Source organism: Kribbella sp. NBC_00382, from assembly GCF_036067295.1.
Taxonomy (GTDB): Bacteria; Actinomycetota; Actinomycetes; order Propionibacteriales; family Kribbellaceae; genus Kribbella.
The window spans coordinates 6,244,053-6,268,761 of record NZ_CP107954.1; the positions used below are offsets into that span (position 1 = coordinate 6,244,053).

The 24,709-nt window shown below is 67.8% G+C and carries 22 protein-coding genes and 2 pseudogenes; 13 read left to right on the forward strand and 11 right to left on the reverse strand.

The window, feature by feature from the left end:
• Positions 1-13: 13 nt before the first annotated feature.
• Positions 14-841 carry a formate dehydrogenase accessory sulfurtransferase FdhD gene (gene fdhD / locus OHA70_RS29720; protein WP_328323030.1) on the reverse strand — a complete coding sequence of 276 codons (828 nt, stop codon included), beginning with the start codon at positions 839-841 and terminating at the stop codon, positions 14-16.
• A 181-nt stretch (positions 842-1,022) separates the two neighbouring features.
• Positions 1,023-2,012 carry a phosphotransferase family protein gene (locus OHA70_RS29725; RefSeq protein ID WP_328323032.1) on the reverse strand — a complete coding sequence of 330 codons (990 nt, stop codon included), beginning with the start codon at positions 2,010-2,012 and terminating at the stop codon, positions 1,023-1,025.
• Positions 2,013-2,090: 78 nt separating this feature from the next.
• Between OHA70_RS29725 and OHA70_RS29730 the strand changes: the two genes are divergently transcribed.
• On the forward strand, positions 2,091-2,705 hold the full coding sequence (locus OHA70_RS29730) for a trimeric intracellular cation channel family protein (protein ID WP_442913848.1): 615 nt from the start codon (positions 2,091-2,093) through the stop codon (positions 2,703-2,705).
• Between the two features lie 213 nt (positions 2,706-2,918).
• Here the strand turns inward: OHA70_RS29730 and OHA70_RS39810 are convergent.
• The 3 genes and pseudogenes from OHA70_RS39810 to OHA70_RS29740 all read right to left on the reverse strand — a co-directional run.
• A pseudogene (locus OHA70_RS39810) lies at positions 2,919-3,041 on the reverse strand (MerR family transcriptional regulator); the annotation flags it as partial.
• Between the two features lie 156 nt (positions 3,042-3,197).
• Positions 3,198-3,404 (reverse strand): annotated as a pseudogene (locus tag OHA70_RS39815) (MerR family transcriptional regulator); the annotation flags it as partial.
• A gap of 40 nt (positions 3,405-3,444) precedes the next feature.
• A complete protein-coding gene (locus tag OHA70_RS29740; RefSeq protein ID WP_328323037.1) occupies positions 3,445-4,644 on the reverse strand; it encodes an MFS transporter in 1,200 nt (399 codons plus the stop codon).
• A gap of 77 nt (positions 4,645-4,721) precedes the next feature.
• On the opposite strand from OHA70_RS29740, the gene OHA70_RS29745 reads away from it, so the two are divergent.
• The 4 genes from OHA70_RS29745 to OHA70_RS29760 all read left to right on the forward strand — a co-directional run bounded on the left by OHA70_RS29745 (position 4,722) and on the right by OHA70_RS29760 (position 8,168).
• The gene (locus OHA70_RS29745) at positions 4,722-5,846 is read left to right on the forward strand and encodes a ferrochelatase (protein WP_328323039.1); all 1,125 of its coding nucleotides are present in this window, start codon (positions 4,722-4,724) and stop codon (positions 5,844-5,846) included.
• Positions 5,843-6,643 carry an inositol monophosphatase family protein gene (locus tag OHA70_RS29750; protein WP_328323041.1) on the forward strand — a complete coding sequence of 267 codons (801 nt, stop codon included), beginning with the start codon at positions 5,843-5,845 and terminating at the stop codon, positions 6,641-6,643. Before OHA70_RS29745 ends, OHA70_RS29750 begins: the two co-directional genes overlap by 4 nt.
• A 278-nt stretch (positions 6,644-6,921) precedes the next feature.
• Positions 6,922-7,221, forward strand: coding sequence for a DUF4193 domain-containing protein (locus OHA70_RS29755; RefSeq protein WP_012921380.1), 300 nt, complete (start codon positions 6,922-6,924; stop codon positions 7,219-7,221).
• Positions 7,222-7,367: 146 nt separating this feature from the next.
• Positions 7,368-8,168 carry a DUF427 domain-containing protein gene (locus tag OHA70_RS29760; protein WP_328323050.1) on the forward strand — a complete coding sequence of 267 codons (801 nt, stop codon included), beginning with the start codon at positions 7,368-7,370 and terminating at the stop codon, positions 8,166-8,168.
• Here the strand turns inward: OHA70_RS29760 and OHA70_RS29765 are convergent.
• Both OHA70_RS29765 and OHA70_RS29770 read right to left on the reverse strand, forming a co-directional pair.
• Complete coding sequence (locus OHA70_RS29765) at positions 8,144-8,425, reverse strand: DUF4235 domain-containing protein (RefSeq protein ID WP_328323052.1); 282 nt, start codon at positions 8,423-8,425, stop codon at positions 8,144-8,146. The two genes, OHA70_RS29760 and OHA70_RS29765, sit on opposite strands and share 25 nt — an antisense overlap.
• 25 nt (positions 8,426-8,450) lie before the next feature.
• Entirely contained in the window at positions 8,451-8,906 is a 456-nt protein-coding gene (locus tag OHA70_RS29770; protein ID WP_328323054.1) for a DUF3093 domain-containing protein, read from the reverse strand.
• A gap of 52 nt (positions 8,907-8,958) precedes the next feature.
• Here OHA70_RS29770 and dut point away from each other — a divergent pair, with 52 nt between their 5' ends.
• The 4 genes from dut (at position 8,959) to OHA70_RS29790 (ending at position 11,444) form a co-directional block, all read left to right on the forward strand.
• Positions 8,959-9,411: a dUTP diphosphatase gene (gene dut, locus OHA70_RS29775; protein ID WP_328323056.1), complete on the forward strand. Its 453-nt coding sequence runs from the start codon at positions 8,959-8,961 to the stop codon at positions 9,409-9,411.
• 91 nt (positions 9,412-9,502) lie between these two features.
• Entirely contained in the window at positions 9,503-10,186 is a 684-nt protein-coding gene (locus OHA70_RS29780) for a DUF3710 domain-containing protein (protein WP_328323058.1), read from the forward strand.
• Between the two features lie 54 nt (positions 10,187-10,240).
• Complete coding sequence (locus OHA70_RS29785; protein ID WP_328323060.1) at positions 10,241-10,630, forward strand: OB-fold nucleic acid binding domain-containing protein; 390 nt, start codon at positions 10,241-10,243, stop codon at positions 10,628-10,630.
• Complete coding sequence (locus OHA70_RS29790) at positions 10,623-11,444, forward strand: DUF3159 domain-containing protein (protein WP_328323062.1); 822 nt, start codon at positions 10,623-10,625, stop codon at positions 11,442-11,444. The genes OHA70_RS29785 and OHA70_RS29790 overlap by 8 nt, the downstream gene beginning before the upstream one ends.
• 9 nt (positions 11,445-11,453) lie before the next feature.
• Here OHA70_RS29790 and dapA read toward each other — a convergent pair whose 3' ends face one another.
• A complete protein-coding gene (gene dapA / locus OHA70_RS29795) occupies positions 11,454-12,293 on the reverse strand; it encodes a 4-hydroxy-tetrahydrodipicolinate synthase (protein ID WP_328323064.1) in 840 nt (279 codons plus the stop codon).
• A 73-nt stretch (positions 12,294-12,366) separates the two neighbouring features.
• Between dapA and OHA70_RS29800 the strand changes: the two genes are divergently transcribed.
• The 3 genes from OHA70_RS29800 (at position 12,367) to OHA70_RS29810 (ending at position 18,350) form a co-directional block, all read left to right on the forward strand.
• Positions 12,367-13,299 carry a LysR family transcriptional regulator gene (locus OHA70_RS29800; protein ID WP_328323066.1) on the forward strand — a complete coding sequence of 311 codons (933 nt, stop codon included), beginning with the start codon at positions 12,367-12,369 and terminating at the stop codon, positions 13,297-13,299.
• Positions 13,300-13,348: 49 nt separating this feature from the next.
• The gene (locus tag OHA70_RS29805) at positions 13,349-14,617 is read left to right on the forward strand and encodes a hypothetical protein (protein WP_328323068.1); all 1,269 of its coding nucleotides are present in this window, start codon (positions 13,349-13,351) and stop codon (positions 14,615-14,617) included.
• Positions 14,618-14,756: 139 nt separating this feature from the next.
• Positions 14,757-18,350, forward strand: coding sequence for a S8 family peptidase (locus OHA70_RS29810; RefSeq protein ID WP_328323070.1), 3,594 nt, complete (start codon positions 14,757-14,759; stop codon positions 18,348-18,350).
• Between the two features lie 44 nt (positions 18,351-18,394).
• On the opposite strand, the gene OHA70_RS29815 is transcribed toward OHA70_RS29810, so the two are convergent.
• Entirely contained in the window at positions 18,395-21,490 is a 3,096-nt protein-coding gene (locus OHA70_RS29815) for a family 78 glycoside hydrolase catalytic domain (protein WP_328323072.1), read from the reverse strand.
• A 291-nt stretch (positions 21,491-21,781) separates the two neighbouring features.
• Between OHA70_RS29815 and OHA70_RS29820 the strand changes: the two genes are divergently transcribed.
• Entirely contained in the window at positions 21,782-23,131 is a 1,350-nt protein-coding gene (locus tag OHA70_RS29820) for a ferredoxin reductase family protein (protein WP_328323074.1), read from the forward strand.
• Between the two features lie 236 nt (positions 23,132-23,367).
• Here OHA70_RS29820 and OHA70_RS29825 read toward each other — a convergent pair whose 3' ends face one another.
• Positions 23,368-24,036: a potassium channel family protein gene (locus OHA70_RS29825; RefSeq protein WP_328323076.1), complete on the reverse strand. Its 669-nt coding sequence runs from the start codon at positions 24,034-24,036 to the stop codon at positions 23,368-23,370.
• On the reverse strand, positions 24,036-24,698 hold the full coding sequence (locus OHA70_RS29830; RefSeq protein WP_328323078.1) for a potassium channel family protein: 663 nt from the start codon (positions 24,696-24,698) through the stop codon (positions 24,036-24,038). Before OHA70_RS29830 ends, OHA70_RS29825 begins: the two co-directional genes overlap by 1 nt.
• Positions 24,699-24,709: the final 11 nt, after the last annotated feature.

The following is a 24,709-nucleotide window of genomic DNA, read 5'->3' on the forward strand; positions in this document are numbered from 1 at the left end:
GTCGTCGGATAGGTCAGCGCAGGACCCGGTCGGGTGAGCTGTAGATCACACAGCGCTCGCCTCGGGTGAAGCCGACCAGGGTGACGCCGAACCGCCGGGCCAGGTCGACGGCGAGGCTGGACGGTGCGCCGACGGCGACCATCATGCCGATGCCGGCAGCTACTGCCTTCTGGATCAGCTCGTAGCCCATCCGGCCGCTCACGACGAGCGCGAGGCCCTTGCGGCTGCGCTGGTTGAGTACGGTCCAGCCGACCACCTTGTCGACGGCGTTGTGGCGACCGACATCCTCGCGTACTACGACCTTCTCGCCGTCCGGGGTGAAGAGGCCTGCCGCGTGCAGTCCACCGGTACGGCCGAAGGTGGGCTGTGCCTCGCGGAGGAGGTCCGGCAGGCGCAGTACTACGTCCAGCGGCACCTCTACTGGGTCGACTGGTTCGTACTGGCGTTCGGCGAGCTCGTCGAGGCTCTGCTGGCCGCATACGCCGCAGGCGGCTGAGGTGACGCCGTACCGCTGGGGTGGTTCGCGGTCGGGCGGTCCGTCGAAGGTGACCGTGACGGTGTTGAACTGCTGCTCGCGGGTGAGCTTCACGTCGGTGCAGTAGGCGACCGTACTGATCGCGTTCGGCCGTACTGCGAACCCCTCGCCGAGGCAGAAGCCGGCGGCCAGCTCGAAGTCGGAGCCGGGGGTGCGCATGGTGATGACGAGCGGCTCGGGCGGGCGGCCGGGCCACTCGAGGCGGAGCTCGAGCGGTTCCTCGGTGACGACCACGTCCTCGCGGCGGGACGTCTTAGCGCCGTCCTGCACCTCGACCTTGTACCGGGTCGTGGGTCCTTTGCTCATGTATACAAACTAGCGCCCCGTGCTCGGATTCCGCTGGCGCTTGCGGCGCCCAGGCACGCACCTCGCGGCACTGGCGAAGCGTCCACGATGCTCCGCATCGAGGACGCTCCTCCAGCACCGCGATGCACGCACCTGGACACCGCAATCGCTCACCGGAATCCGAGCACGGGGCGCTGGGCCTTTACGCCCAGTCACGCCTCAAGGCGAGCCAGTCGAGGAAGGCCCAGGCGTAGAGGCGCTGGTGGCGGCGGATCTCGGGGGTGCAGCCGGGTGGGGGCGGGGCGTCGAGCTTGTTGAGGAAGTAGACGGCGAGGACTGCGGCGAAGCAGTCGAGGTGTTCGGCTGGTGCTGCGCTCGTGAGCGGGCTGGCCTTGAGGGCGGCGAGGGTGTCGATGCCGTCGCGGTGGGCGAGGGGGAGCAGGCCGACCCAGTCGAACCAGGCGGGTCCGAGGCACAGCCAGTTCCAGTCGACGGTCCAGCAGGTGTTGTGGGCGTCGATGAGGAGGTTGTCGGGGCGGATGTCGGTGTGGATCGCGGAGGTCGGGGCGAGGGCGGTCGGGTAGAGGTCGACCAGGTCCTGCAGCTCCTGCAGTCGGTCCGGCAGCCACGGCTGGAAGCCGTCGGGCATCGGCTCTTTGCCGGCCAGGATCTCGGTCGGCCGGTACCGCGGGAAGTTGCGGTCTTCGATCTCCTCGGTGAAGGGCCGCAGGTCGTCGAACGGGCTCGGCGTGAGGGCATCCGCCATCAGCTCACAGGTCGCGGTCACCACCGCGAAGTCCTCCGGAGTCCAAGGCATCCCCGGCATCCGCGCCTCGACCCGCTCGGAGGCAACCGCGAACCATCGGGCTTCGCCTTCAGTGGCGTGCGCCGTGGCCAGGATGCGGGGGACGCGGATCGACTTGGGCAGGCGGGGGACCAGTTCTGCCTCGCGCTGGTAGGCCAGGTACGGGTGCTGGCTGTCGTCGGCTGCTTTGACGAAGATTTGGCGGCCGTCGGCGAGTTTCAACGGAGCTGCGAAGCCGCCGGTGAAGCCGGAGGCGACTGATGGGCCGGCTTCGAGGATTTCGGTGCCTAGGGCAACTGCTAAGGCGGTGCGGAGGGAGGCGGGGAGAGCGCCCCACGGAGGTCTGGACGACGTGGCGGTGTAGTCGACGTGGGGTGGTCCGCTCATGGTTGAAGCGTAGGCCGGTCGGCGTGGCGGGCGCCTTGGGTTTTCGCTGGAGCCAGGGTGGGCGGCTACGGTGCGGTGGTGAGTGGATGGGCTTTGCATGTGCTCGATCTGGTGGGGATCTTCGTGTTCGGGATCACCGGAGCGCTGGTCGGAGTACGCAAGAAGCTGGACGTGTTCGGGATCCAGGTGCTGGCGCTGGTGACCGGGCTGGGTGGTGGGTTCATCCGCGACGTACTGATCGGTGCGACGCCGCCGGCCGCGCTGGTCGACTGGCGCTACCTCGTCGTACCGGTGGCCGCCGGGCTGATCACGTTCTTCCTGCATCCCGGGATCGGCCGGGTCGAGCGCCTGGTCAACGTCTTCGACGCGGCCGGCCTCGCGCTGTTCTGCGTCACCGGCGCTCGCAAAGCGCTCGAGTACGGCCTGCCGCCGCTGTCGGCCGCGCTGGTCGGCACCATCTCCGGAATCGGCGGCGGCGTCATCCGCGACCTACTCTCCGGCCGCGTCCCCGTAGTACTGCGGAGCGAGATCTACGCCACCCCGGCATTCCTCGGCGCCGGTATCGTGGTCGTCGTCAACGCTCTGCACTACGACGCACCCTGGACCACCCTCGCCGCGGCCGTCGTCTGCTTCCTCATCCGCTTCATCGCCATCCGCCGAGGCTGGAACGCCCCACTACCCCGTATGACGTAGCGCCCATCCGTTGACTACGGCAAGCAGATCCAGATAGCGGCTCCACCGCGGATCCACGGTCGTCCGCTGCAGATGGGCGAAGCGCTCCCGAAGCGACCCCGGGCGCCCGGCGGCCACTGCATAGTCGGCCGCCATCAACCGGACGGCAGCGCGGAAGGATGCCTGCTGGGACAGCTCCGCGAGCTCGACCCAGGCTTCCAGTTGCTCGGTCGATGGGTGGTCCGGCAGCTCGGCGGTCAGCGTCTGGCGGATGCCCGCGAACACCGGGTCGGATCCGAAGACGCTGGTGAGGAAGTCGTCGACCAGTTGTCGTCGTTCGGTTTCGGAGAGTCGGGCGAGTCGGTGCATGAGGTTCAGCTCCTCGGGTGTCGAGCCACGCTCGGCTACCGCCGTGAGGATCGCGCGTCGCAACCGCAGGGTCTGGATCTGGACAGCGAGCGCCTTCGCATGCGCGGCGGCGACCTCGGAGAGCGCGACCTCGCGGTCCAGGACCTGGCGGATCGTGCCGAGGTCGAGGCCGAGTTCACGCAGCGAGCGGAGCAGCTCCAGACGGGCGACGGCGGCGTGGTCGTAGCGGCGGTAACCGGCCGGGCTGCGGTCGGTCGGTGGTACGAGCCCGTGATCGGAGTAGTACCGGACGGCCTTGACCGTCAGCCCGGTCCGCCGGGCCAGTTCGCCGATCGAGAAGAGTTCGTCCATGCCAGCCACCTTCGCGTCTCCCGCCAGGGGAGAGTCAACCTCAGTTGTGGGCGAAGCGGGTCTTGGGGCGGGCGAAGGTGACGGCGACGCTGGCGATCAGGGCGCAGGTGATGCCTGAGATCACCGGCACCCAGTACGCATCTGAGGCACCCCAGACGTCGACTGCATGACCAGCGGCTGCGTTGCCTGGGGCAACACCGAGTAGCAGGCCGGTGACCGTCCAGGTGATCGCCTCGGTGAGGCGCTGGGGCGGTACCCACTCCTCGATGCAGGCGGTGACCGCGACCATCGTCGGCGCGATCGTCAGGCCGGCCCCGAACAGCACTGCGCCGAGAACGAGGATGTTGCCGACGAAGGGCAGTGGCGACAGCGTGATGGCCAGCGCGATCGTGCCGATCAGCAGCCGGCGCTCGACCGGCGCCTTCCAGTGGACGGATCCGTACCAGAGGCCCGCCAGCATCGACCCAAGCGCCCACACGGCCAGTACGACGCCTGACATGCCCGGCTGGCCCTCGGCGGCGGTGAACGCCACAGTGACCACCTCAGCGCTTCCCAGCGTCGCTCCGAGTCCGAGCCCGATGATGCTGAGCAGGAGCAACGAGAGCCAGGGGAGGGGCGCCTTCTCGGTACCGTCCGCAGCACCCCGGCCTGGCGGGTCGGAGGCGCGCAACGCGGCCAGCCAGATGCCCCCGCCCAGACCGAGCGCCCCGGCCGCTGCAAGCGCGGCGTACGGGCTGATCTGGGTGGCGAGGGCGGTGACCAGGACCGGGCCGAGGATGAAGACGACCTCGTCGCCGACGGCCTCCAGTGCGAACGCGGTCTGGAGAGCGCGACCCCGGCCGAGCAGATGGGTCCAGCGGGCCCGGACGAACGAGCCGACCTGCGGACGGGTGCCTCCGGCAACGAACGAGATGACGTACAGCACCCACGACGGCGCATCCGCGCGGACGGCGACGAGCAACCCGGCCAGCGCGACCGTGCAGAGCACCGTACCGACGAGGAGCAGCAGTCGCTGGCCCCAACGGTCGACCAGCCGGCCCTGGACCGGCCCGGTGAGAGCTCCCGCGACCACCCCGACGCCGGAGACGGCGCCGGCCAGACCGTAGGAACCGCTCTCTCGCGCGATCAGGATGACGATGCCGAGACCGAGCATCGAGATCGGCATACGCCCGACGATCCCGGCGACGAAGAAGGCACGGGCGCCGGGTCGGCGCATGAGGTGTACATAGGGCTTCAGCATGGGAAATCGAGTTCACCCTAGCTGTCCCAACCGGGACCGCGCGCATCAGTTCTCCGCGCGCCTGGGATCATCGGGGTATGCCCGTCGAACCGACGCCTGACCCAGCAATTGACGCAAGCCCGTACGACGCCGTGCTGCTGCTCTCGTTCGGTGGTCCCGAGAAGCCCGCGGACGTGCTGCCCTTCCTCAAGAACGTCACCCGGGGCCGCGGTATCCCGGACGAACGGCTGGTCGAGGTCGGTGAGCACTACTACTCGTTCGGCGGCCGCAGCCCGATCAACGACCAGAACCGTGAGCTGCTGACGGCGCTCCGTGAGTCCTTCGACGAGGTCGGCCTGGACCTGCCCCTGTACTGGGGCAATCGCAACTGGGAGCCGTACCTGACCGACACGCTGCGCCAGATGACGGCCGACGGCATACGCCGGGCTGTGGTGATCGTCACGAGCGCCTACCCGTCGTACTCCGGCTGCCGGCAGTACCGGGAGAACCTGGCCGATGCGACGGCTGCTGTCGAGGGTGCTCCGGTGATCGACAAGCTGCGGCACTACGCGAACCACCCCGGCTTCGTCGGCTCCTTCGTCGAGTCCACCGCCGAGGCGCTGAGCAAGCTGCCCGAGGGCTCGGCTATCGCCTATGTGACGCACTCCATTCCAAACAAGATGAACGAGACCAGTGGCCCCGACGGCAATGGGTATGTCAGCTGGCACCTGGATGTGGCCGCCGAGATCACCGCAGAGCTGCAGCGGCGTACAGGGGTCGAGCGCAGGACCGACCTGGTCTACTGCTCGCGCTCCGGCCCGCCGCAGGTGCCGTGGCTCGAGCCGGACGTCAACGACCACCTGGAGGCGCTCGCGGCCGAGGGGGTGCCTGGCGTTGCCGTAGTACCGATCGGGTTCGTCAGTGACCACATGGAGGTCATCTACGACCTCGACACCGAGGCCCTAGCGACTGCGGAGAAGCTCCGGCTGCCCATGGCGCGTGCTGCGACTCCTGGTACCGACCCACGGTTCGTGACGATGCTGCGCGACCTGGTGATCGAGCGGGCCGCCGCGGAGCGTGGCGAGCAGCCTGCCCGGCCCTGTCTCGGCAAGCTCGGCCCCGGGTGGGACAACTGCCGCCCGGACTGCTGTCCCGCCCTCCGCCGCCCCGGAGCGCCCACCTCCCACGAACCAGCCGCACCGGCAGCGAAGGAATCCGCATGAGCTCCGAGAACCCCCAGGACCTGCTGAAGCTGGCGGTCGAGGTCGCCGCCGAGGCGGCCCAGCTGATCGTCGAGCGCCGCCGCGGGACGGTCACGGTGGCCGACACGAAGAGCACGGCGACGGACATCGTCACCGCCGTCGACCGGGAGTCGGAGGAGCTGATCCGGGCCAGGGTGCTGGCGGCCCGGCCGGACGACTCGTTCCTCGGCGAGGAGGGTGACGACGTCAACGGCTCCAGCGGCGTCCGCTGGGTCGTCGACCCGATCGACGGCACGGTCAACTACCTGTACGACATCCCGACGTACGCCGTCTCGATCGCGGTCGAGGTCGACGGGCAGACGGTGGCCGGGGTGGTCGTGGACGCGCCCAAGGGGGAGATGTTCACCGCGACGCTCGGCGGCGGGGCGTTCCTCGACGGCAAGCCGATCCGGGTCTCGGAGTGCCCGGACCTGAGCAAGGCGCTGGTCGGTACCGGCTTCGGATACGACCCGGACCGCCGCCTGGTGCAGGCCGAAGTTGTGCAATCTCTGATCGCCAAGGTCCGGGACATCCGCCGGATCGGGGTCGGCGCGATCGACCTCTGCTACGTCGCCTGCGGACGGCTCGACGCGGTCTACGAGCGGGGGCTGAACCCGTGGGACTACGGCGCCGGCGCGCTGATCGCCGCCGAGGCCGGCGCGACGGTCGGTGGGATCGGCGGAGCACCCGTTTCGCCGGAGATGTCGATCGCCGCAACCCCTGCCGTGTTCAGCGCGCTGCACGATGCGCTCGCTGCCGCCAACCCGCTCAGATCGTAGAACTGCTCGTTAGTGCGCGCTAGTACGCACTAATGAGCATTCGACTGTTCGGTCCTGTCTCAATCTGCGACACGCGGGCCAGAAGGTGGACCCCGACGCGCGCGAAGGCCCGTTGATAGGGCACAATCCCTGCCTCGGGGGCGGTACTGACACCGCTGCCAGCCTGTCTGTCAAGGGTTTCGGGGGACGAGAGCTTCCATGATGGAATTTCTCGGCCGTGTTACCCGTTCAAGGGCTCAGCAGGCAACACCACGGGTACGAAGAGGGCAGGGAACACCATGGCGACTGATTACGACGCCCCGCGCAAGACGGACGAGGACTCCAGCGAAGAGTCGATCGAGGAACTGAAGACTCGCCGTCACGACAAGAACTCCGGCAAGGTCGACGAGGACGAGGCGGAAGCTGCTGAAAGCTTCGAGCTCCCCGGCGCGGACCTGAGCCACGAAGAGCTGGCGGTGCGGGTCCTCCCGCGCCAGGCCGACGAGTTCACCTGTTCGAGCTGCTTCTTGGTTCACCACCGCAGCCAGCTCGCGAACAGCAAGAACGGACAGCTGATCTGCCGCGACTGCGCTGCCTGAACCACAGCATCGTCGCCCTGCTCGGCTGAGTCCGTACCGACTCACGGGACCGTCCCCTTCTCCACGGGGACGGTCCCGTTGTCATGTCTTGAGATAGGTAGCTCCTACCGATGTCCAGGCGCCATCCGCGCTCCTAACCTGGCCGCATGAGCAAGCAGATGCGAGACCTTTGGGCGGAAGGACTGGGGCTGCTGCGCCACGAACCGACCGAGATGCGGGTGCGGATCCGGCAGGACGGTCATGAGCTGGTGGACACGGTCAGAGCGATCCTGGTCTGGGAGCCGCGCCGGGTGGTCCCCTCGTACGCCGTACCGGCGACCGAGCTGCACGCCACCCTGAGTCCGTCGGACGCATCGGTGCTGCCGCTGCCGGACGGCATCCTCCATCCCGGCATCCCGTTCGCGGCGCACTCCTGCCCGGGCGAGGTGATGGACGTCGACGGGTTGATCGGCGCCGGCTTCCGCCCGGAGGATCCGGAGCTGGCCGAATACGTCGTGCTGGACTTCAACGCGTTCGACGAGTGGTACGAGGAGGATGAGCGGCTGGTGGCGCACGCCCGCGAGCCGTACCACTGCGTGGCGACCCGGCAGAGCTCGCGGACTGTACGGATCGAGCGGGACGGGCAGGTGCTCGCGGAGAGCTCCCGGCCGACGCTGGTGTTCGAGACGAGCCTCCCGATGCGCTTCTACCTGCCGCGGGAGGATGTCGTTACCGAGCTCGAGGCGACCGACCTGGTGACCTCCTGTGCCTACAAGGGCGTGGCCACCTACTACGGCGACAACCTCATGTGGAGCTACCTGGAGCCGTTGAAGGAGGTCAGGGAGCTAGCAGGGCTCGTGGCGTTCTACGACGACGTACTGGACGTGTATGTCGACGGGAAGCTCCGGGAGCGCCCAGGTGGTCCTGTTGCGGAGGCGCTGCGTCAGGAGTTCGGCTTGTCCTCGTAGCCGGGCGGCAGGCTGCCGGTGGACTTGAGCCAGTACTTCGCCGCGCGGTCCTCGGCGAACCGCTTGGCGGCCGCGGCAGACGCGCCACTGGCGACGGCCCACGTGACGATCTCGATGTAGCCGGCCTGGTTGCCCTTGGGTGGCTTGCCGCCCGACCCGATCTTCCAGGCCGTCGTCACCGCCTTGTTGGCGACCAGACCCACCACGATGGTGAACGCCATCAGGACAAGCTTCCAGCCGATCTTGGCTCCGACCACGACTACCTCCTATGGGACCCGTTGCTCAGGATCTTGCCACGCTGTCGGCTGTGAGTGCCGCTGCGAGCTGTTCTGGGTGCCGCGTGGCGATCAGCCAGTAGGGCGCCGGGTCCTGCGGGTCGGTGATCTCGACCCGTACTGCGCCCGGCAGGTAGCTGCGCAGTACTAGGTACGCCTTGGGGTCGCAGTCGCGGCCGAACGCGTTGCGGGCGTCCTCACCGGACAGCGGCTCGGCCTTGCCCACGTACTCCCGCTCGATGGCGGCACGGCCGGCCCGGAGCTTGGTGGAGTCGACAGCGACCACAGCACCGCCGTACCGGGTGAACAGGGTGAGCAGCAGGATCGCAGCGACCCCTCCGACGGCAGCGCCCGCTATGACCCCGGCCGGGACCGCAGTGATGACGTACAGGGTGATCACTGCCGCAGTGGCGATGATCCACCAGCTCACTGGCACGCTCAGCCGTTCCCGGTATTGCTCCACGACACCAGCCTGGCACGGCCTGTGCCGGACGCCGTCGGTAGGGTCCTCTCCCATGACTGAGGTACTGATCCAGCGGCTAGACGAGGACCTGCCGGTACCGGCGTACGCGCACCCAGGAGACGCGGGTGCCGACCTGGTCGCGGCCAGCGACATCACCCTGAAGCCAGGGGAGCGGGGGCTGGTCGGTACCGGGATCGCGATCGCGTTGCAGGACGGGTACGCCGCGTTCGTGCACCCGCGGTCAGGGCTGGCGGCGAAACACGGGGTGTCGATCGTCAACGCGCCGGGCACCGTGGATGCGGGTTACCGTGGCGAGATCAAGGTGTGCCTGATCAATCTGGACCCGGCTGCCGAGATCACCCTCAAGCGGGGCGACCGGATCGCGCAGCTGATCATCCAGCGGGTCGAGAAGGCCCGGTTCGTCGAAGTGACGAAGCTGCCGGGGTCGGATCGCGGCGAGGGTGGCCACGGCTCGACCGGTGGCTTCGGCGGTGTGACACGCTGATCAGGTGCACGCGATTGACCTGCGTGATGCGCGAGACTACGGCGGGCTGATTTCACGGCCGCCAGATGACTATGGAAGTAGGGCTAGAGCAGTGATCTTCCGTCGCAAGGGCAAGAACGACGACGAGCCGACGACCGGCGGTTTCTTCGGCGACGAGGAAGACGTCGTTGAAGGTGACGACGCCGAGGAGGCTGCGCCGGTCGGTCGCAGCGCCGGCCCGTTCGACTCGACCGAGATCGACCTGGAGACGCTCGAGGCCGAGGACCGGATCGACCTCGGCGCGCTGGTGGTCACCGGGCTGCCCGGCATGGAGCTGCGGCTGCAGGTCGACGAGGCCAGCGGCGACGTCCAGGCGGTCCTGCTGGTGCTGGAGGACTCCGCGCTCGAGCTGCGGGCATTCGCTGCGCCCAAGACGAGCGGCATCTGGTCCGAAGTACGGCGTGAGATCGCTGCCGAGGCGACCCGGATGGGTGGCACCGCGTCCGAGACCGAGGGTCCGTTCGGGACCGAGCTCGTACTCGTCGTACCGGTCGAGGACCCCGAGGGGCAGATCTTCAGCCAGACCTCGCGCGTGATCGGCGTGGACGGCCCGCGCTGGCTGCTGCGGGCCACCGTGCTGGGCCGCGCCGCGGTCGAGCCGGACGCCGCGCCGCCGATGGAGCAGTCGTTGCGCAACGTGGTCGTCGTGCGCGGTGCGGAGCCGATGGCGCCGCGCGAATCGCTGGCGCTGCGGCTGCCTGCGGGCGCCCAGGCGGCCACCGAGGAAGAGGCCTGATCGACATGTCCGGATACCGGCCGAGCACGCTCACGAACGGCCTACACTGGGCTCATGGGTAGTGATAAACCCGGGGGGCTGTGGAAGCGCGCCTTCAAGGGACTGGCCGGCGATCGGGACGAGCAGGACGCCGAGGTGCTCAAGGACTACGCGCACGGTTGTGGCGCGCGGTCCATCACCGGCTGCCACGACCGGGAGATGGTGACGCTGTACGGCACGCTGCGCACGATCACCTTCAGCCCGCGCGGCGGCGTACCGGCGCTGGAGGGTGAGCTGTACGACGGCACCGGCACGGTCAAGCTGGTCTGGCTGGGGCGGCGCAAGATCGCCGGCATCCACCCCGGCTCGGAGCTGACCGCGTCCGGGCGGATCGGTGTTGTGGACGGGGACCGGGTGATGTTCAACCCGAAGTACGAGCTCCGTCCGACGGCCGCGCATGGCTGAGCCGCACGGAACGCCGCAGGGAACCCAGCGTGACCAGCTCGACGAGGACCTGAACGAGAAGCTCGTCGAGATTCTGAAGCCCGAGTTCGAGGCCGCGGAGACCGTGCCGCCGGCCGAAGACGAGCCGGCTCCGGCCAAGCCGACTGTGTCCAGGCCGGAAGGGACCACCGACAAGGACTTCTTCCAGGCCCTCGGTGGCTGGGGAGCCCTGCTCGACGTCGGTCTGCCGTGGATCGCGTTCATGATCGTCTACGCGGCGTCCGACCATGATCTGAAGCTCGCTCTGATCGTCGCGGTGGCCTGTGGTGGCGCGGTCGCGCTGCTGCGGTTGCTCCGCAAGCAGCCGCTGCGCAACGTGATCGGTGGCTTCATCGGGGTCGCGTTCTCCGCCTGGGTGGCGAACCGCAGCGGCAAGGCCGAGAACGTCTACCTGCCCGGCATGATCCTCAGCGCCGGCTACCTGCTGATCTACGGCATCTCGATCGTCGTTCGCTGGCCGCTGTTCGGCGCCCTCTACGGCGTGATCACCCAGACCGGCGGCGACTGGCGCCGCGACCCCGACATGTACCGCGGCTTCAACCGCGCGACGTTGGTCTTCGCGGGTCTCTTCGCCGGCCGCCTGGCCATCCAGATTCCCCTGTACCTGACCCACCAACTGAACGCCCTGGGAATCGCCAAGATCGGCCTCGGCCTCCCGTGCTACGCCCTGGCCCTCTGGCTTGCGTACTCCGTCCTCCGAGGCTCCCTCCCAGCCGACAAGTGGGACGAGACCCGCGACCACGTGACCGGCCTCCTCCGTGGCGGCAAGAAGTAGTCCTCCTCGCTAACCCGGCTGGCCTTCGAGTAGGGGGAGGCGGACCGAGCGGTGGGGGATGATGCGCAGCTCTGCCAAGGCTGCCTTGGAGTTAGCGGCGCCTTGGGAGGCTGCGGTCAGGGCTGCTGTTACGGGGATCTGAGAGCGGTGGATTGCGCGGGCGGTGTCGAGATCGCCGGTGCGGATGGCGTGGATGAGGTCGGCGTTGGGGGTGGCTGTGAGGTTGGCGGTGACGCTGACCAGGCCGGTGGCGCCGGCGGCTAGGTACGGGAGGTTCAGGTCGTCGATGCCGCAGTAGTACGCGAGGGTCGACATGAGGGTCATTGCTTCGGCCAGGTCGCCCTTGGCGTCTTTGATTGCGTGGATGTGGGGGTGGGTGGCTAGGTCGGTGATGGTGGCTGGGGCGAGGGCCAAGCCGGTGCGGTGGGGGACGTCGTAGAGCATGACGGGGAGGGTGGTGGCGTCGGCTACCGCTCGGCAGTGGGCTATCACGCCTGCTTGGGTCGGCTTGGAGTAGTACGGGGTGACTAGTAGGAGGGCGTCGGCGCCTGCTGCTTCGGCTTCCACGGCGCGGCGGATTGTGGTGGCGGTGTCGTACGTGCCGATGCCGGCGATGACTTTGGCGCGGCCGCGGGCTTGGGTTGCTACCGCGCGGATCAGGGCGGTTGTCTCGGCGTCGGTGAGGGTGGGGGATTCGCCGGTGGTGCCGGCGACGACCAGGCCGTCGGCGCCGGTGGTGATGAGGTGGTCGACGAGGCTGTTGACGCCCTGGGTACTGATCGAGCCGTCGGGGTTCATCGGGGTCACCATGGCGACGAGGTTGGTGCCGAAGAGGTGGTCAGCGGTCATGGGTCGATCCTGGTCGAAGATGATCAGTGGGGTCTAGCGACGGGTTTTTGCCGGTATTGATTACCGTGGCTTCATGATCGAGGTCGGTGCGTTGAGGGCGTTGCGGGCGGTGGCCGGGCTGGGGACGTTGGCGCGGGCGGCTGAGGAGCTGGGGTTCACGGCTTCGGCGGTGTCGCAGCAGCTCAAGCGGTTGGAGCGGCAGGTCGGCGTACCGGTGATCGCGCCGGCGGGGCGCGGGGTGGTGCTCACGCCGGCCGGGCAGGCGATCGTCGACTCGGCGCCGGAGGTGTTCCAGGCACTCGAGCGGTGTGCTGAGGCGGCTCAGTCGGTGTCGGAGGGGACGCCGCGCGGTGTACTGCGGGTGGTCGCGTTTTCCACCGCCATCCGCGGCCTACTCGCGCCAACCCTGCCGCGACTCGCGAAGACCGCACCTGACCTCCGGGTACACCTCACCGAGCAGGACCCGGACCAGGCACTCCACAGCGTCGAAGCCGGTACTGCGGACCTCGCCCTCATCCACGACGCCGACGGCCTCCCGACCCCACTCCCGCCGTCCCTGACCCAACGCCACCTCCACACCGACACCGGCGACGTCGTCATGAGCACAACCCACCCGTTGGCGATGGAGGACGAACTACTCGCCGCGACCGGCGATCGATCGGCTCGCCGCGACCAGCCGCTGACTGCTGCTGATCTCGTCGGCCATGCGTGGGTGACCAGCCCGCCTGGGACTGTTTGCCACCAATGGTTCCGCCGGCTCGTCGCCGATGCGCCGGAGGAGCCCGATGTGCGGCATCTGGTTGACGACTTCGCTACCCAGCTTGCGCTGGTCGCTGCCGGGGACGTGATCGCCCTGATCCCGCGGCTTGCTCGCCCGGCGCTGGGTGAGCTGGTTGCCAGGCCGCTTGCCCGGCGGCCGACTCGCGAAGTACAGGCTGCTTGGCGGCGGAGTGGTGATGCGAGTCCGGCGATTCGGGCGATGTTGACGGAACTGACACAGGGGTAACCCGCGTCGTAGGGAACAATCGGGGGCTCGGAGCAACGAGGGAGAGCGCGTGAACAAGGCCGTTGTGATCGTCTTGGTGATCGCCGGTATCGGCGCCGCCATCGGTCTCTTCGCGATCATCCGCCGCCAGCGGTACGTCAGTTCGCTGCGGGATCGCGGCTGGACCTTCGAGGGCAGCCCGACCTGGGACGCCGTGGCCAGGCTCGCGAATCCGCCGTTCGGGCTGGGGTTCGTGCGCAAGCCCGATGACCAGATCACCGGCTCGACGAGCACGGGCCGACCGTTCCAGGTCATCGAGTACGGCGCCGAGCACTGGAAGGGCTGGGTCGGCATGGTCACCCTATCCCGCCGGCTCCCCGAGCTGTGGATCATCGGCGGCCAAACCCAACTCCGGTACGGCGTAACCGCGACCAGCGTCCCAGCCCCGCCGCAACTCGGCCCCGGCTGGAAGGTCGGCGCACTCGACTCGGCGTACGGCGCTGAGGTGCTCACCCCGCAACTGTGCGAGCGGCTGACCGTGATGGCGGCAACGCAACCCGGTCTGAATCTCAGCATTGACGGCGACCAACTCGTAGTACTGGATCCGCCGCGCAAGGACCCGGCCGTGCTCGCCGAATGGCTGGAGCAGCTCGCCTCCATCGCCGCGGTGATCGACGCGACGCCGCTGGATCGATGGATCCAGCCGGAACGGCCACAGCGGTTGACGTTCTACCAGCACCCGGAGTGGTACTGGGTCGGCGTCGACGACAGCTTGCTGCAGACCACCCGGGTGACCAGGTCCGGTCACAGCCACAGCACCTCGGACGTGATCCGCGGCCGCGACGGCAACGGTCCGCCGTTCGTCGCGTTCACCCACGAGTGGAAGACGACCCGCACCGAGTCGTACACCGACAGCGAGGGTCGCAGCCAGACCCGGCAGGTGACCGAGAACCACAGCGAGGCTGTGCTCGGGTTCCAGCTGCCCGTTCCGATGCCGGCGCTCTCGGTCGGCCGGCGCGGTGGTTTCGGTCGCGGCATCAGCTTTGAGAGCGGTGCGTTCAACGAGCAGTTCAAGGTCAAGGCGGACGACACCAAGTTCGCGTACGACGTGATCCACCCGCGCCAGATGGAGTACCTGATGGCCAGCCCGCCGGCCCCGTTCGAGTTCGCCGGGGACTGGGTCTGGTTCAGCCCGGGCCAGCACAGCCACGAGCTGATCGAGCACTCGTCGGTGTTCCTCAACGGCTTCCTGACCCGCATCCCGCGCTTCGTCTGGCGCAACCTCGGCCTGCCCGACACCCCGTACCCGGACTTACTTTCCGGGGTGTCGCAAACGTGACACGGCTGGTTCTGGCCAGCTGAATCGGTTAATCAGGACGGATTTCCAGGCCTACGATCTGGCGACTCATTCGTAGACCCCCTGTGAGGCACTTGTGACTCCACGTCCTGGCCGCGGTCGAAGACTCTCGGTCCTTTCGGTGGCGCTGCTGGCAGCCGCCGCCACCGTGACCGGCGGGTACGCCGCCGCGGCACCGCCCATCGCTCCCTCCGGCTCGTACGCCGCCACGGCCGGTCACGTTGCACAGTCCCTCACCTTGATCACCGGGGATCTGGTCAAGGTGAGTGTCGGTGCCGACGGCAAGAAGAGCTATCTCGTCACCGGCCCGGACGGCCGGCTGGTCGACAACGACGTACGGGTGAACGGGAAGGACACCTACGTCTACCCGCGATCCGCGGCTCGCTTCCTCGCGGCGAAGCTGCTCGACGAGGAACTGTTCAACGTCACCAAGCTGCTGGCCGACGGGTACGACGACGGCCTTCCGCTGATCGTGACCTACACCGATGCCGCCGCCAAGGCGCGCACGCAAGCCGTCCCGGCCGGTGCGCGCAAGCAGACCACCCTCAGCAGCATCAAGGGTGCCGCCTTGACGGTCGACCGCACCGCTGACTTCTGGCATTCGCTGACGGCCGCCACCACCGGGCGGGCAGCGTTCACGGCCGGCATCAAGAAGGTCTGGCTGGACGGCAAGCTCAAGGCCGACCTGGCCGACAGTACGGCGCAGATCGGCGCGCCCGAGGTCTGGCGCGGCGGCAACATCGGCGAGGGCGTCGATGTCGCAGTACTGGACACCGGCGTCGACCTGGAACACCCAGACCTCGATGACCGCGTGACCGCCTCGACTAGCTTCGTGCCCGGCCTCGACGTCACTGACCGGCACGGCCATGGCACCCATGTCGCCTCCACGATCGCCGGTACCGGTGATGCGTCGGGCGGTGTCGAGCGCGGGGTCGCGCCAGGGGCCCACCTGCACATTGGCAAGGTCCTCGACAACGAGGGCAGCGGCCAGGAGTCCTGGATCATCGCCGGGATGGAGTGGGCGGCGCGCGACCAGCACGCCAAGGTCGTCAGCATGAGCCTCGGCGGCGGGCCGACCGACGGTACTGATCCGATCAGCCAGTCGCTCAACGAGCTGTCCGCCGAGACCGGCGCGCTCTTTACTGTTGCCGCAGGCAACGCTGGTCCGGGCTACTACACCGCCAGCGCGCCGGGCATCGCCGAGTCAGCGCTGACGGTCGGCGCGGTCGACGGAGCTGACAAGCTCGCCGACTTCTCCAGCTGGGGTCCGCGCGTGGGCGATGGCGGGTTGAAGCCCGACATCACCGCGCCCGGCGTGGACATCCTTGCCGCCCGCTCGCAGTACGCGGCGGAAGGTAGCGGTTCGTACCAGGTAATGAGCGGTACTTCGATGGCTACACCGCACGTCGCCGGCGCGGTCGCGCTGCTCGCCGCGCAGCACCCGGACTGGACCGGCCAGCAGCTGAAGAGCGCCATCGTCAGTACTGCGAAGCCGACCCCCACCTACAACCCGTACCAGGGTGGCAATGGGCGGCTGGACATCGCCGCCACGAGCAAGGCGACCGTCTTCGCGACCTCGAGCGCGTACTCCGGTCACTACGCCTGGCCGGTCGAGCCGGGCACGGTCGTCGACCGCGACATCACCTATACCAACACGGGTGATGCACCGGTCACCCTTGACCTCACCACCAAGGTCGCGGACGCACCGGCCGGGCTGTTCACGCTGTCAAGCCCCACGGTGACAGTGCCCGCCCATGGGACCGCCACGGTGAAGCTCACCGCTGATGTCGACGTAGCGCCGGTCGACCGGCAGCTGTCTGGTCAGTTGATCGCGAAGAAGTCCGACGGCACCCAGGTGAGCACCATGATCGGCATCGGCCGTGAGGGGGAGCGCTACAAGCTGACCCTTGACGCCAAGGACCGCAGTGGTCAGCCGCTGACCGGCGACGCGATCCTGATCGGTGGTACGAGCTACGGCCAGTTCACCGTCGAGGAAGGCGGTACGTCGATCAGCCTGCCGCCTGGTGACTACACCACCTGGCTCACCACGGATGTTGAGGGCACGCATGGGCCGTCGTCGCGCGGACTCGCAGTACTGACTCTGCTCGACATCCACCTCGACAAGGACCGTACGGTCACCTACGACGCGCGCAAGGCGAAGCAGCTCACCGTGGCTGCTCCGCAGGCGACGACGCTCGGCGAGGTACGGGTGAACAACTACCGGGACTTCGGGCGGGACGTCTTCTCGGTCGGGTCGTCGCGGTGGCCGGACGGCAGCTACGACAGTGTGTGGGAGCTGCCGACGGGCAAGGCGACCAGTGGCACCTTCACGACCGGCGCGCGGTGGCGGTTGGAGCAGCCTGCGTTGACGATGAGCTCGTCGAAGCAGACGTTCGACGACCTCCGGGTACGCCGGGGTGACACCCCGCTGTCGAAGGGGAAGCACCAGCTCGAGGCCGTGCTCGCCGACGCGAAGGACCAGCGTGGCAAGGCGGTCGTCGTACGAAACGACGGCTCGCTGTCGGAGCAAGCGGCTGCGGCTGCCGAGGCCGGCGCGAAGGTACTCGTCGTGGTCAACGGTGGGGTTGGCAGGCTGGCGCCTTGGGATGACTCGATCTACTGGGTGCAGCCGGTGCCGCTGACGGTAGTCACGCTCACGCATGACGAGGGCGAGGCGCTGATCGCTCAGGTGGAGCAAGGGCGGGGGAGTCTGACCGTGAACTCCAACCCGACTGAGGAGTACACGTACGACTTGTCGAAGTACTGGGATCACTTGCCCACCGATCCGTCGTACCGGGCGCGGACGGGCGACCTTGCCCGGCTCAACGTCTCGTACCGGAACTTCCGGCAGGGCACCGGGATCGAGAACCGGTTCGACATCTGGAACGTCGACTGGGAGTCGGCGATGAACACGACCGGGATGCCGCTCGTCGCCGAGCGCGCGGACTACGTGATGGCCGGCGTGCCTTACCAGGCGAAGGCCGAGATCGTCCGGGAGGCGCAGCAGGCCGAGCCGGAGTGGACGTCGTACCCCGCCGGCAGCCGCACCGATGTGCAATGGTTCGGCCCGATTCAGCGGCCGCGGTTGAGCAAGGGACTGTCGCCGGTGCGGCTGCAGGACGGGCTCGCGATGGTCGCGCCCGGCTGGAGCGACGGCGGCGGCAACCACACCGGTACTGCGTTCGGCAACTTCGACCTCACCCAGAAGCTGAGCCTGTACCAGGGCTCGACACTGGTCGCCGAGGCTGACCGCGACCAGCTGACCGTGAGCGGCCTGAAGGCCGAGTCGCAGCCGTACCGGATGGTCGTCGACAACACGCGTGGGACCTACCCGAGCCCGTACTCGACGGCGACTCGCACGGAGTGGACCTTCAACTCCGCCTCGACCGCCGACGCTTCGCCGGTGTCGTTGATCCAGCTCGACTACGCGATCGACACCGATGTCGCTGGTAGGGCCGGCAGGCATGACGATCTGACCATCTCGCCGAAGTGGTCGGTCAGTTCGACGGCCGAGGGGCTGCGTCAGCCGTCGCTCGACATCTCCTACGACGATGGCAAGACGTGGCAGCGGGCGGCTCTTCGGAGTACCGGTAAGGGCTGGACCACGCGGCTCGACGGTCCGCGGGATGGCTTCGTCAGCCTGCGGGTGCATGCGGACGACGGCAAGGGTGCGGGGATCGACCAGACCATCACCCGCGCCTTCGGCCTGAAGTAATCAAAGCCGCTGCCGGGCGGAGTAGCAGCTCCGCCCGGCAGCTTTTACTTCTTGACGCTGAAGGTCCAGTGACCTGATCCGACCGCATGTGAGGTGCCGCCGAGCAGGACGGTCGCCGTGGTGCCGACCGGGATGGTGACGGCCAACCGGATCTCGTCCGCTGTCTGCGTCCAGCGCGAGGCGACCTTGCCCCGGACCGTCTCGATCGATGCCGAGACGGTCCCGAGTTGCGGTGGGATCTGCGGCGCGATGGTGACGGTTCGATAGGCGGGGGAGGTGGGCTTGATTCCGCCGAGCTCGGTATAGAGCGACGCGTTGATCCCGGCGAACATCGCGTGGTCGTGCGTCTCCATCGCCGAGCTGTACAGCCATTGCTCCCATGAGGTCGTCGCCTGGTGCGCGATCTCGAAGCCGAAGCCCGGATAGGTCCGCTGGTTGAGGATCGTCATCGCGACGTCGATCCGGCCGATCTTCGCCAGCGCGTCGACCAGGTACCGAGTCCCGAAGATACCCGTGTCGAGATGGCCGTTGTCCTTGGTGAGGATCGTCGCGACGAGTTGGTCGCCGACCGCCTTCACGTTCGCCGCCGGCACCATGCCGAAGGCGAGCGGGAGCACACTCGTCGTCTGCCGACCGCTCCCGTACGTCGTGCCGTCCGCGCTGAGGAAGTGCTCGTTGAACGCCTGCCGAATGCTCTCGGCCAAGTCGGTGTAATGGCTTGTTTCCGTTGCGGTGCCGACCACCCGCGCGGCCTTCGCCACATCGACGGCTTGTTGATACGACAGCGCCGTGTTGACCAGCGACACCTCGCTGAAGCAGTCGCCGGCCGACGGACTGCCCATGCCGTCGTTGGCCTCAGGGCCGTGGTCAGGCGGACACCAGTCACCGAAGCCCTGATCCGCCGGCCAGATATGGCTGGGCACGTCGGCCGCGTTCTTGTCCACGAACGCCTTCATCTTCGGATAGGTCTCGGCGAGCGTCGCGCGATCGCCGTACTGCTCGTAGAGCGTCCACGCCAGGCTGATCTGTCCGCCGGCCATGTCCGGGTACTGCGCTTTGGCCGCGTCGCTCGGCAGGGCGGTGCCGGGCGGCAGGTCACGCAGGTACTTCGCGTAGAAGCTGTTCATCCCGAACTCGCGCACCGAGGCGTCGCGGTACGCCTGGACGTCCATCGTCGGTGGGGTCCGCTCGTCGCGGACGGGCGTGTCGGTGGGCAGGCTCATCGAGTTGTTGAGGATGCTCCAGCGGTTGTTGCGCCAGATCTGGTTGAGCAACTCGTTGTCGGAGTCGAATGAACCTGTCGACTCGACATCAGCGTGGACGACCCGGCCCTGGATGGTGTCCAGCGCGGGTTGGCCCGGGTAGCCGGTCAGCTCGACGTACCGGAAACCGTGGTAGGTGAAGCGGGGCTCGTAGGTCTCGGGGCCTTGCCCGCTGAGAGTGTAGGTGTCGGTCGCCGCCGCGCCCCGGTTGGTGGCGGTGTCGAGCAGGCCGTCTCCGCCGAGCTCCTCGGCGGTGCGGAGCTTGATCGTGGTGCCCTTCGGGCCTTGCATGGACAGGCGTGGCCAGCCGGCGATGTTCTGGCCGAGGTCGTAGATGAAGACGCCGGGCTTCGGCTGCGTGAGCTTCGCCGGCCGAAGCGTTTGCGCCAGCCGGATGGCCGGCATGGTGTTGGGGGAGAGGTGGGCGCTGGGGGCGGCGACTGTCTTGGTCGGCTGCCAGTGCGAATCGTCGAAGCCGGGTTTGTCCCAGCCTGGTTGATTCAGCCTGGCGTCGTACGTCTCGCCGCCGTAGATGTCGTTGCCGACGATCGCGCCCGTCGACCACTTCCAGCTGGGATCCGACGAGATCGTCCGGTGGGTGCCGTCGGCGTAGGTGACATCGATCAGCACTATCGCCTGCTTCGGCCCGAGCCAGCGGAAACCGTACGGGTTGTACTTGGCGCCGTAGCCGTTCCCGAGCCAGACGCCGACCGCATTGGCTCCGCGTCGCAGCGCGGCGGTCACGTCGTACGTGTCGTAGAGACTTCTCTCCCCGTACTGCGAACTGGCCGGCGTCAGCACGCGATCGCCGACCTTGTTGCCGTTCAGGTGGAGTTCGTAGAAGCCGAGTCCGTAGACGTAAGCGCGGGCACTGACGATCCGCTGGTCGAGGGTGAACTCGCGCCGCAGCATCGGCGCATCGGGGTCGCGCTGGATCAGTGTGGGGTCGCCGGTCGGCTCCAGCTGCCCGCCAGGCTCAGTGTCGAAGCTGTCCCGATAGAGCTCGTCGCCGTTGAGACCGTGGATCGCGAGGTTGTCATAAGCCGCTCGCTCCTGGACACCGCCACTCGTCGAGGAGCGGAAGCCCACCGTTCCCTTGCTGAGCGCGGTGTCGGTGAGCTGGCTGACCTGGGCGCCGTCGATCCAGGTCGTGAGGGTGGCGCCCTCGGCGCGGACCTTCAGGTGGTGTTGAGCGCTGGTGTCGAACGCGCCGAGGTCGATCTCCGCGAGCGTCGTGAACCGGCCGCCGACTTTGGCGTGCGGGCGAAGTAGCACCTTGCCGGGGGACAAGGCGGCATTGATCTGCCAAAGATAGAAATTGTCAGTATCTTTCGCACGAAACACTACGCTCGCAGCGGCAGCTTTGATGGTGAAATCGACGTCAAGAAAGAAATCGGTCCACGACTTGCTGTCCGCGGTGTCCGGACTGATCCATTGCGCGCCCTTCCAGTCCGCGACGGCAGTCTCCCACCAGGCGGTCTCGGTCGAGGTGGTCGACCGGCCGTGCGAGTCCCAGACCTGGACGGCCCAGTAGTACCGATGCGCCGGCAGCAGCGCGGGACCGGAGTACGGGATGGCGACCGATTCGTCGGACTCGACGCGGCCGCTGTCCCAGACGTCCGGCCGCTGCAGCAGTACCGGATCGCTGGCGACCATGATCCGGTACGCCGATTGCCGCTCACCGTTGATCGCCGTACCGAGCCTCCAGCCGAGCGCTGGCCGTGGATCCTCGGTAGCCAAGGGATTGCGCGTGTTGCCGACGCTGAGCCCACTGACGCTGAGGCTGCCCGCCGCAGCCGTCGCGTCAGGCATCGGCCCCAGGCCCACCAGGCTCAGCGCGCCCACCAGCGCCGCTGCGATCCATCGCCGAACCATCATGACTCTCCCGCCCCAGCCGGATGAAACGATTCATGGTGGGACGACGGTAGACCTTCGCGCCGCCGATGCGAAATCGGTGGCGGCCCGATGACCGGATCCGGCCAACCGGCCGGCCAACCAGCCGACCGGCACGATCGCCTGTCGGCGGAATGCCGCAATTGTCCGGACGAATGGGCGATCGGCCAATGAATTGTAAGAGCGGCGCAAGGCTGTCCGGATGGCGTTTTCGGACAGCGGTTGCCGGGCGTAAATTCCGAGTCACCGCCCCCACGGAAGCGATGGGAATCAGGAATGATCCATCGAAGAACTGTCACCACGCACGTCCACGGACCGGCCGCGCGGGCCGGCTGGTTCCTGCTTTATCTCGAGGCACTGCTGGTGCCGCTCGTCCTCACCTGGCTGTCGCTCGGCCCCGATGATCTGAAGGCCGGCGAGGCGGTCGCGCTGAGCCTCGGGCTGGTTGCCTTCTCGGCCCTGGTGGTCGCGGTGATCCTGCCGGCCAGGGTGTCACCGCTGATCGCCGCGTTCGGGATCGAGACGATCCTCCGGATCCATCGGTCGATCGCCAAGACAGCAACGATTCTGGTGCTGCTGCACCTGCTCGCAGTACTGATCGAAGACCCGCGCGGCTTCTCCATCTTCAACCTGGCGCACACTACCTGGGCCGCTCGGGCAGCCACCTGTTCGACGGTTGCCTTGCTGCTCCTGGTCGTACTCGCGATCACCAGGCCGAGCCGCCAACCGCGGTACGAAGGTTGGCGACTGGTTCACAACGCGCTGGCGTGGATCGTGCTGCTGACGGCCTGGATGCACGTCTGGTGGTTGCGGCACCTGATGTCGATGCCGTTGCTGGCCGCCTGGTTCTTCGGCACAGGGCTGCTGGTGCTGGCGCTGACGGTACGCCGCTGGCTGTGGTTGCCCTTGCAGGCAAGGCGCCGCTCGTACCTGGTGGAGGAAGTACGGCGCGAGCCCGGCGACGGCGTCACCCTGACGATCCGGGCAGACCGGCATCCCGGCGTACCGTTCAACGCCGGGCAGTTCGCCTGGCTGAAGTTCGGCTCAACTGCCTTCGTCTTTGAGGAGCACCCCTTCAGCATCTCCTCAACAGCCGTCCGCCCTCACCGCAAACAATTCACCATCAAGGCCCTAGGCGACTTCACCGAGTTGCTGAGCGCGCTACGCCCAGGCCGCCGAGTGTTCCTGGACGGCCCCTACGGCGGGTTCACGATCGAAGGCCACAACGGCTCAGCCGGCTTCATGATGATCGCAGCCGGCGTAGGCATCACACCCATGCTCAGCATGCTCAGAACCCTCGCCGACCGCCACGACCCCCGCCGCCACTGGCTGATCGTCGCGTCGCGAACAGCCGACGAAATGATGCTCCGCCCCGAGATCGAGGACGTCCGGCGCCGCCTCAACCTCAAAGTCGTAGAAGTCCTCAGCAAGCCAGACCCGAACTGGACCGGCGAGGTCGGCCGAATCAGCACCGACCTACTGACCCGCCACCTGCCCCGCAACCCGTCCCACCTGAACTACTTCCTCTGCGGGCCGGCACCGATGGTCCACGCCGTCAGCCACGAGCTCGCTGCCCGTGGCATCCCGCTGCGCCGCATCCACACCGAACGCTTCGGTGCCGCCTAAACCAAAACCCAAACCCCAACCACTAGCCAAGGGTTAGCTAAGAGCACCCCGCAACCCGACTACCCCAAGGCTGACGGTTGCTACTTCTTGCCCAACGAACCCGCACCAACTCGCCGAGGCAACGCGGCAAGAAGTAGCAACCGGCAGCTAAGTGCCACCTACCCGACAAACCGCCGGCCGCGCCGCGAGGCTAGATCCACACCGGCGGAACCAACACGGCTTCCACCTGCGCCGGATCACTTCCGATGGTGCGGAGACAACATGTCTTCGAGTTGTTCCTCGGTCTCGTCCGCTGCGACGAAGAGGAGTTCGTCGTTCAGTTCCAGCGTGCCCTCCGGGTCGGGGCGCAGGACGCGGCCCTCGCGGATGATCGTCACCAGTGCTGTGTCGACCGGCCAGTCGATGTCGCCGACGCGGAGGCCGATCATGGGGGAGTCCTCGGGCAGGGTCAGCTCGACCAGGTTCGCGTCGCCCTGACGGAAGGTGAACAGGCGTACCAGGTCGCCGACCGAGACAGCTTCCTCAACCAGCGCGGACATGATCCGAGGCGTGGACACCGAGACGTCCACACCCCACGCCTCGTTGAACATCCACTCGTTCCGCGGATGGTTGACCCGCGCAACAGTCCGCGGCACGCCGAACTCGGTCTTGGCCAGCAACGACACGACCAAGTTGGTCTTGTCGTCCCCAGTACTAGCGATCGCCACCTGGCACCGCTGCAGCGCCGCCTCCTCCAGCGAGGACAGCTCGCAAGCATCCGCCAGCAACCACTCGGCCCGCGGCACCGACTCGGCCTTGATCGCCCGGGGGTCCTTGTCGATCAACAGGACCTCGTGGCCGTTCTCCAGCAGTTCTGCCGCGATCGATCGCCCGACGTTGCCCGCGCCGGCGATGGCTACCCGCATCACAGCTCCTCAGGCTTGGTACCTAGTTGGGACTCGATGGCGGCGGCGTCCTTCTCCAGCATGACCACGTGCACCAAGTCGCCTTCCTGGATCACCGTGTCGGCCTTGGGCATGAAGCCTTCGCCGAGCCGGGTCAGGAACGCGACCTTCGCGCCGGTGGCCTTCTCGATGTCCATCGCCAGCCGGCCGACCCAGCCCGAGTTCACGTAGACCTCGGCCAGCCGGACGGTGCCAGACGGATCGCGCCACTCGGGCTCCGAACCGCTCGGCAGCAACCGCCGGATCATCTGATCGACGGTCCACTTCACCGTGCCGACGGTGGGGATGCCGAGCCGCTGGTAGACCTCGGCCCGGCCCGGGTCGTAGATCCGGGCGACGACGTTGCCGACGCCGAAGTTCTCCCGGGCGACGCGCGCGGCCAGGATGTTGGAGTTGTCGCCGTTGGAGACCGCCGCGAACGCCTCGGCCTCCTCGATCCCGGCCTCGGTCAGGACGTCGCGGTCGAAGCCCATCCCGGTCACCGTACGACCGGAGAAGTTCGGGCTGAGCCGGCGGAAAGAGTCGGCGGACTGGTCGATGATCGCGACGGTATGGCCGCGCTTCTCCAGCGTCCGGGCGAGCGTCGACCCGACGCGGCCGCAGCCCATGATGACGACGTGCACTCCGTGATCAC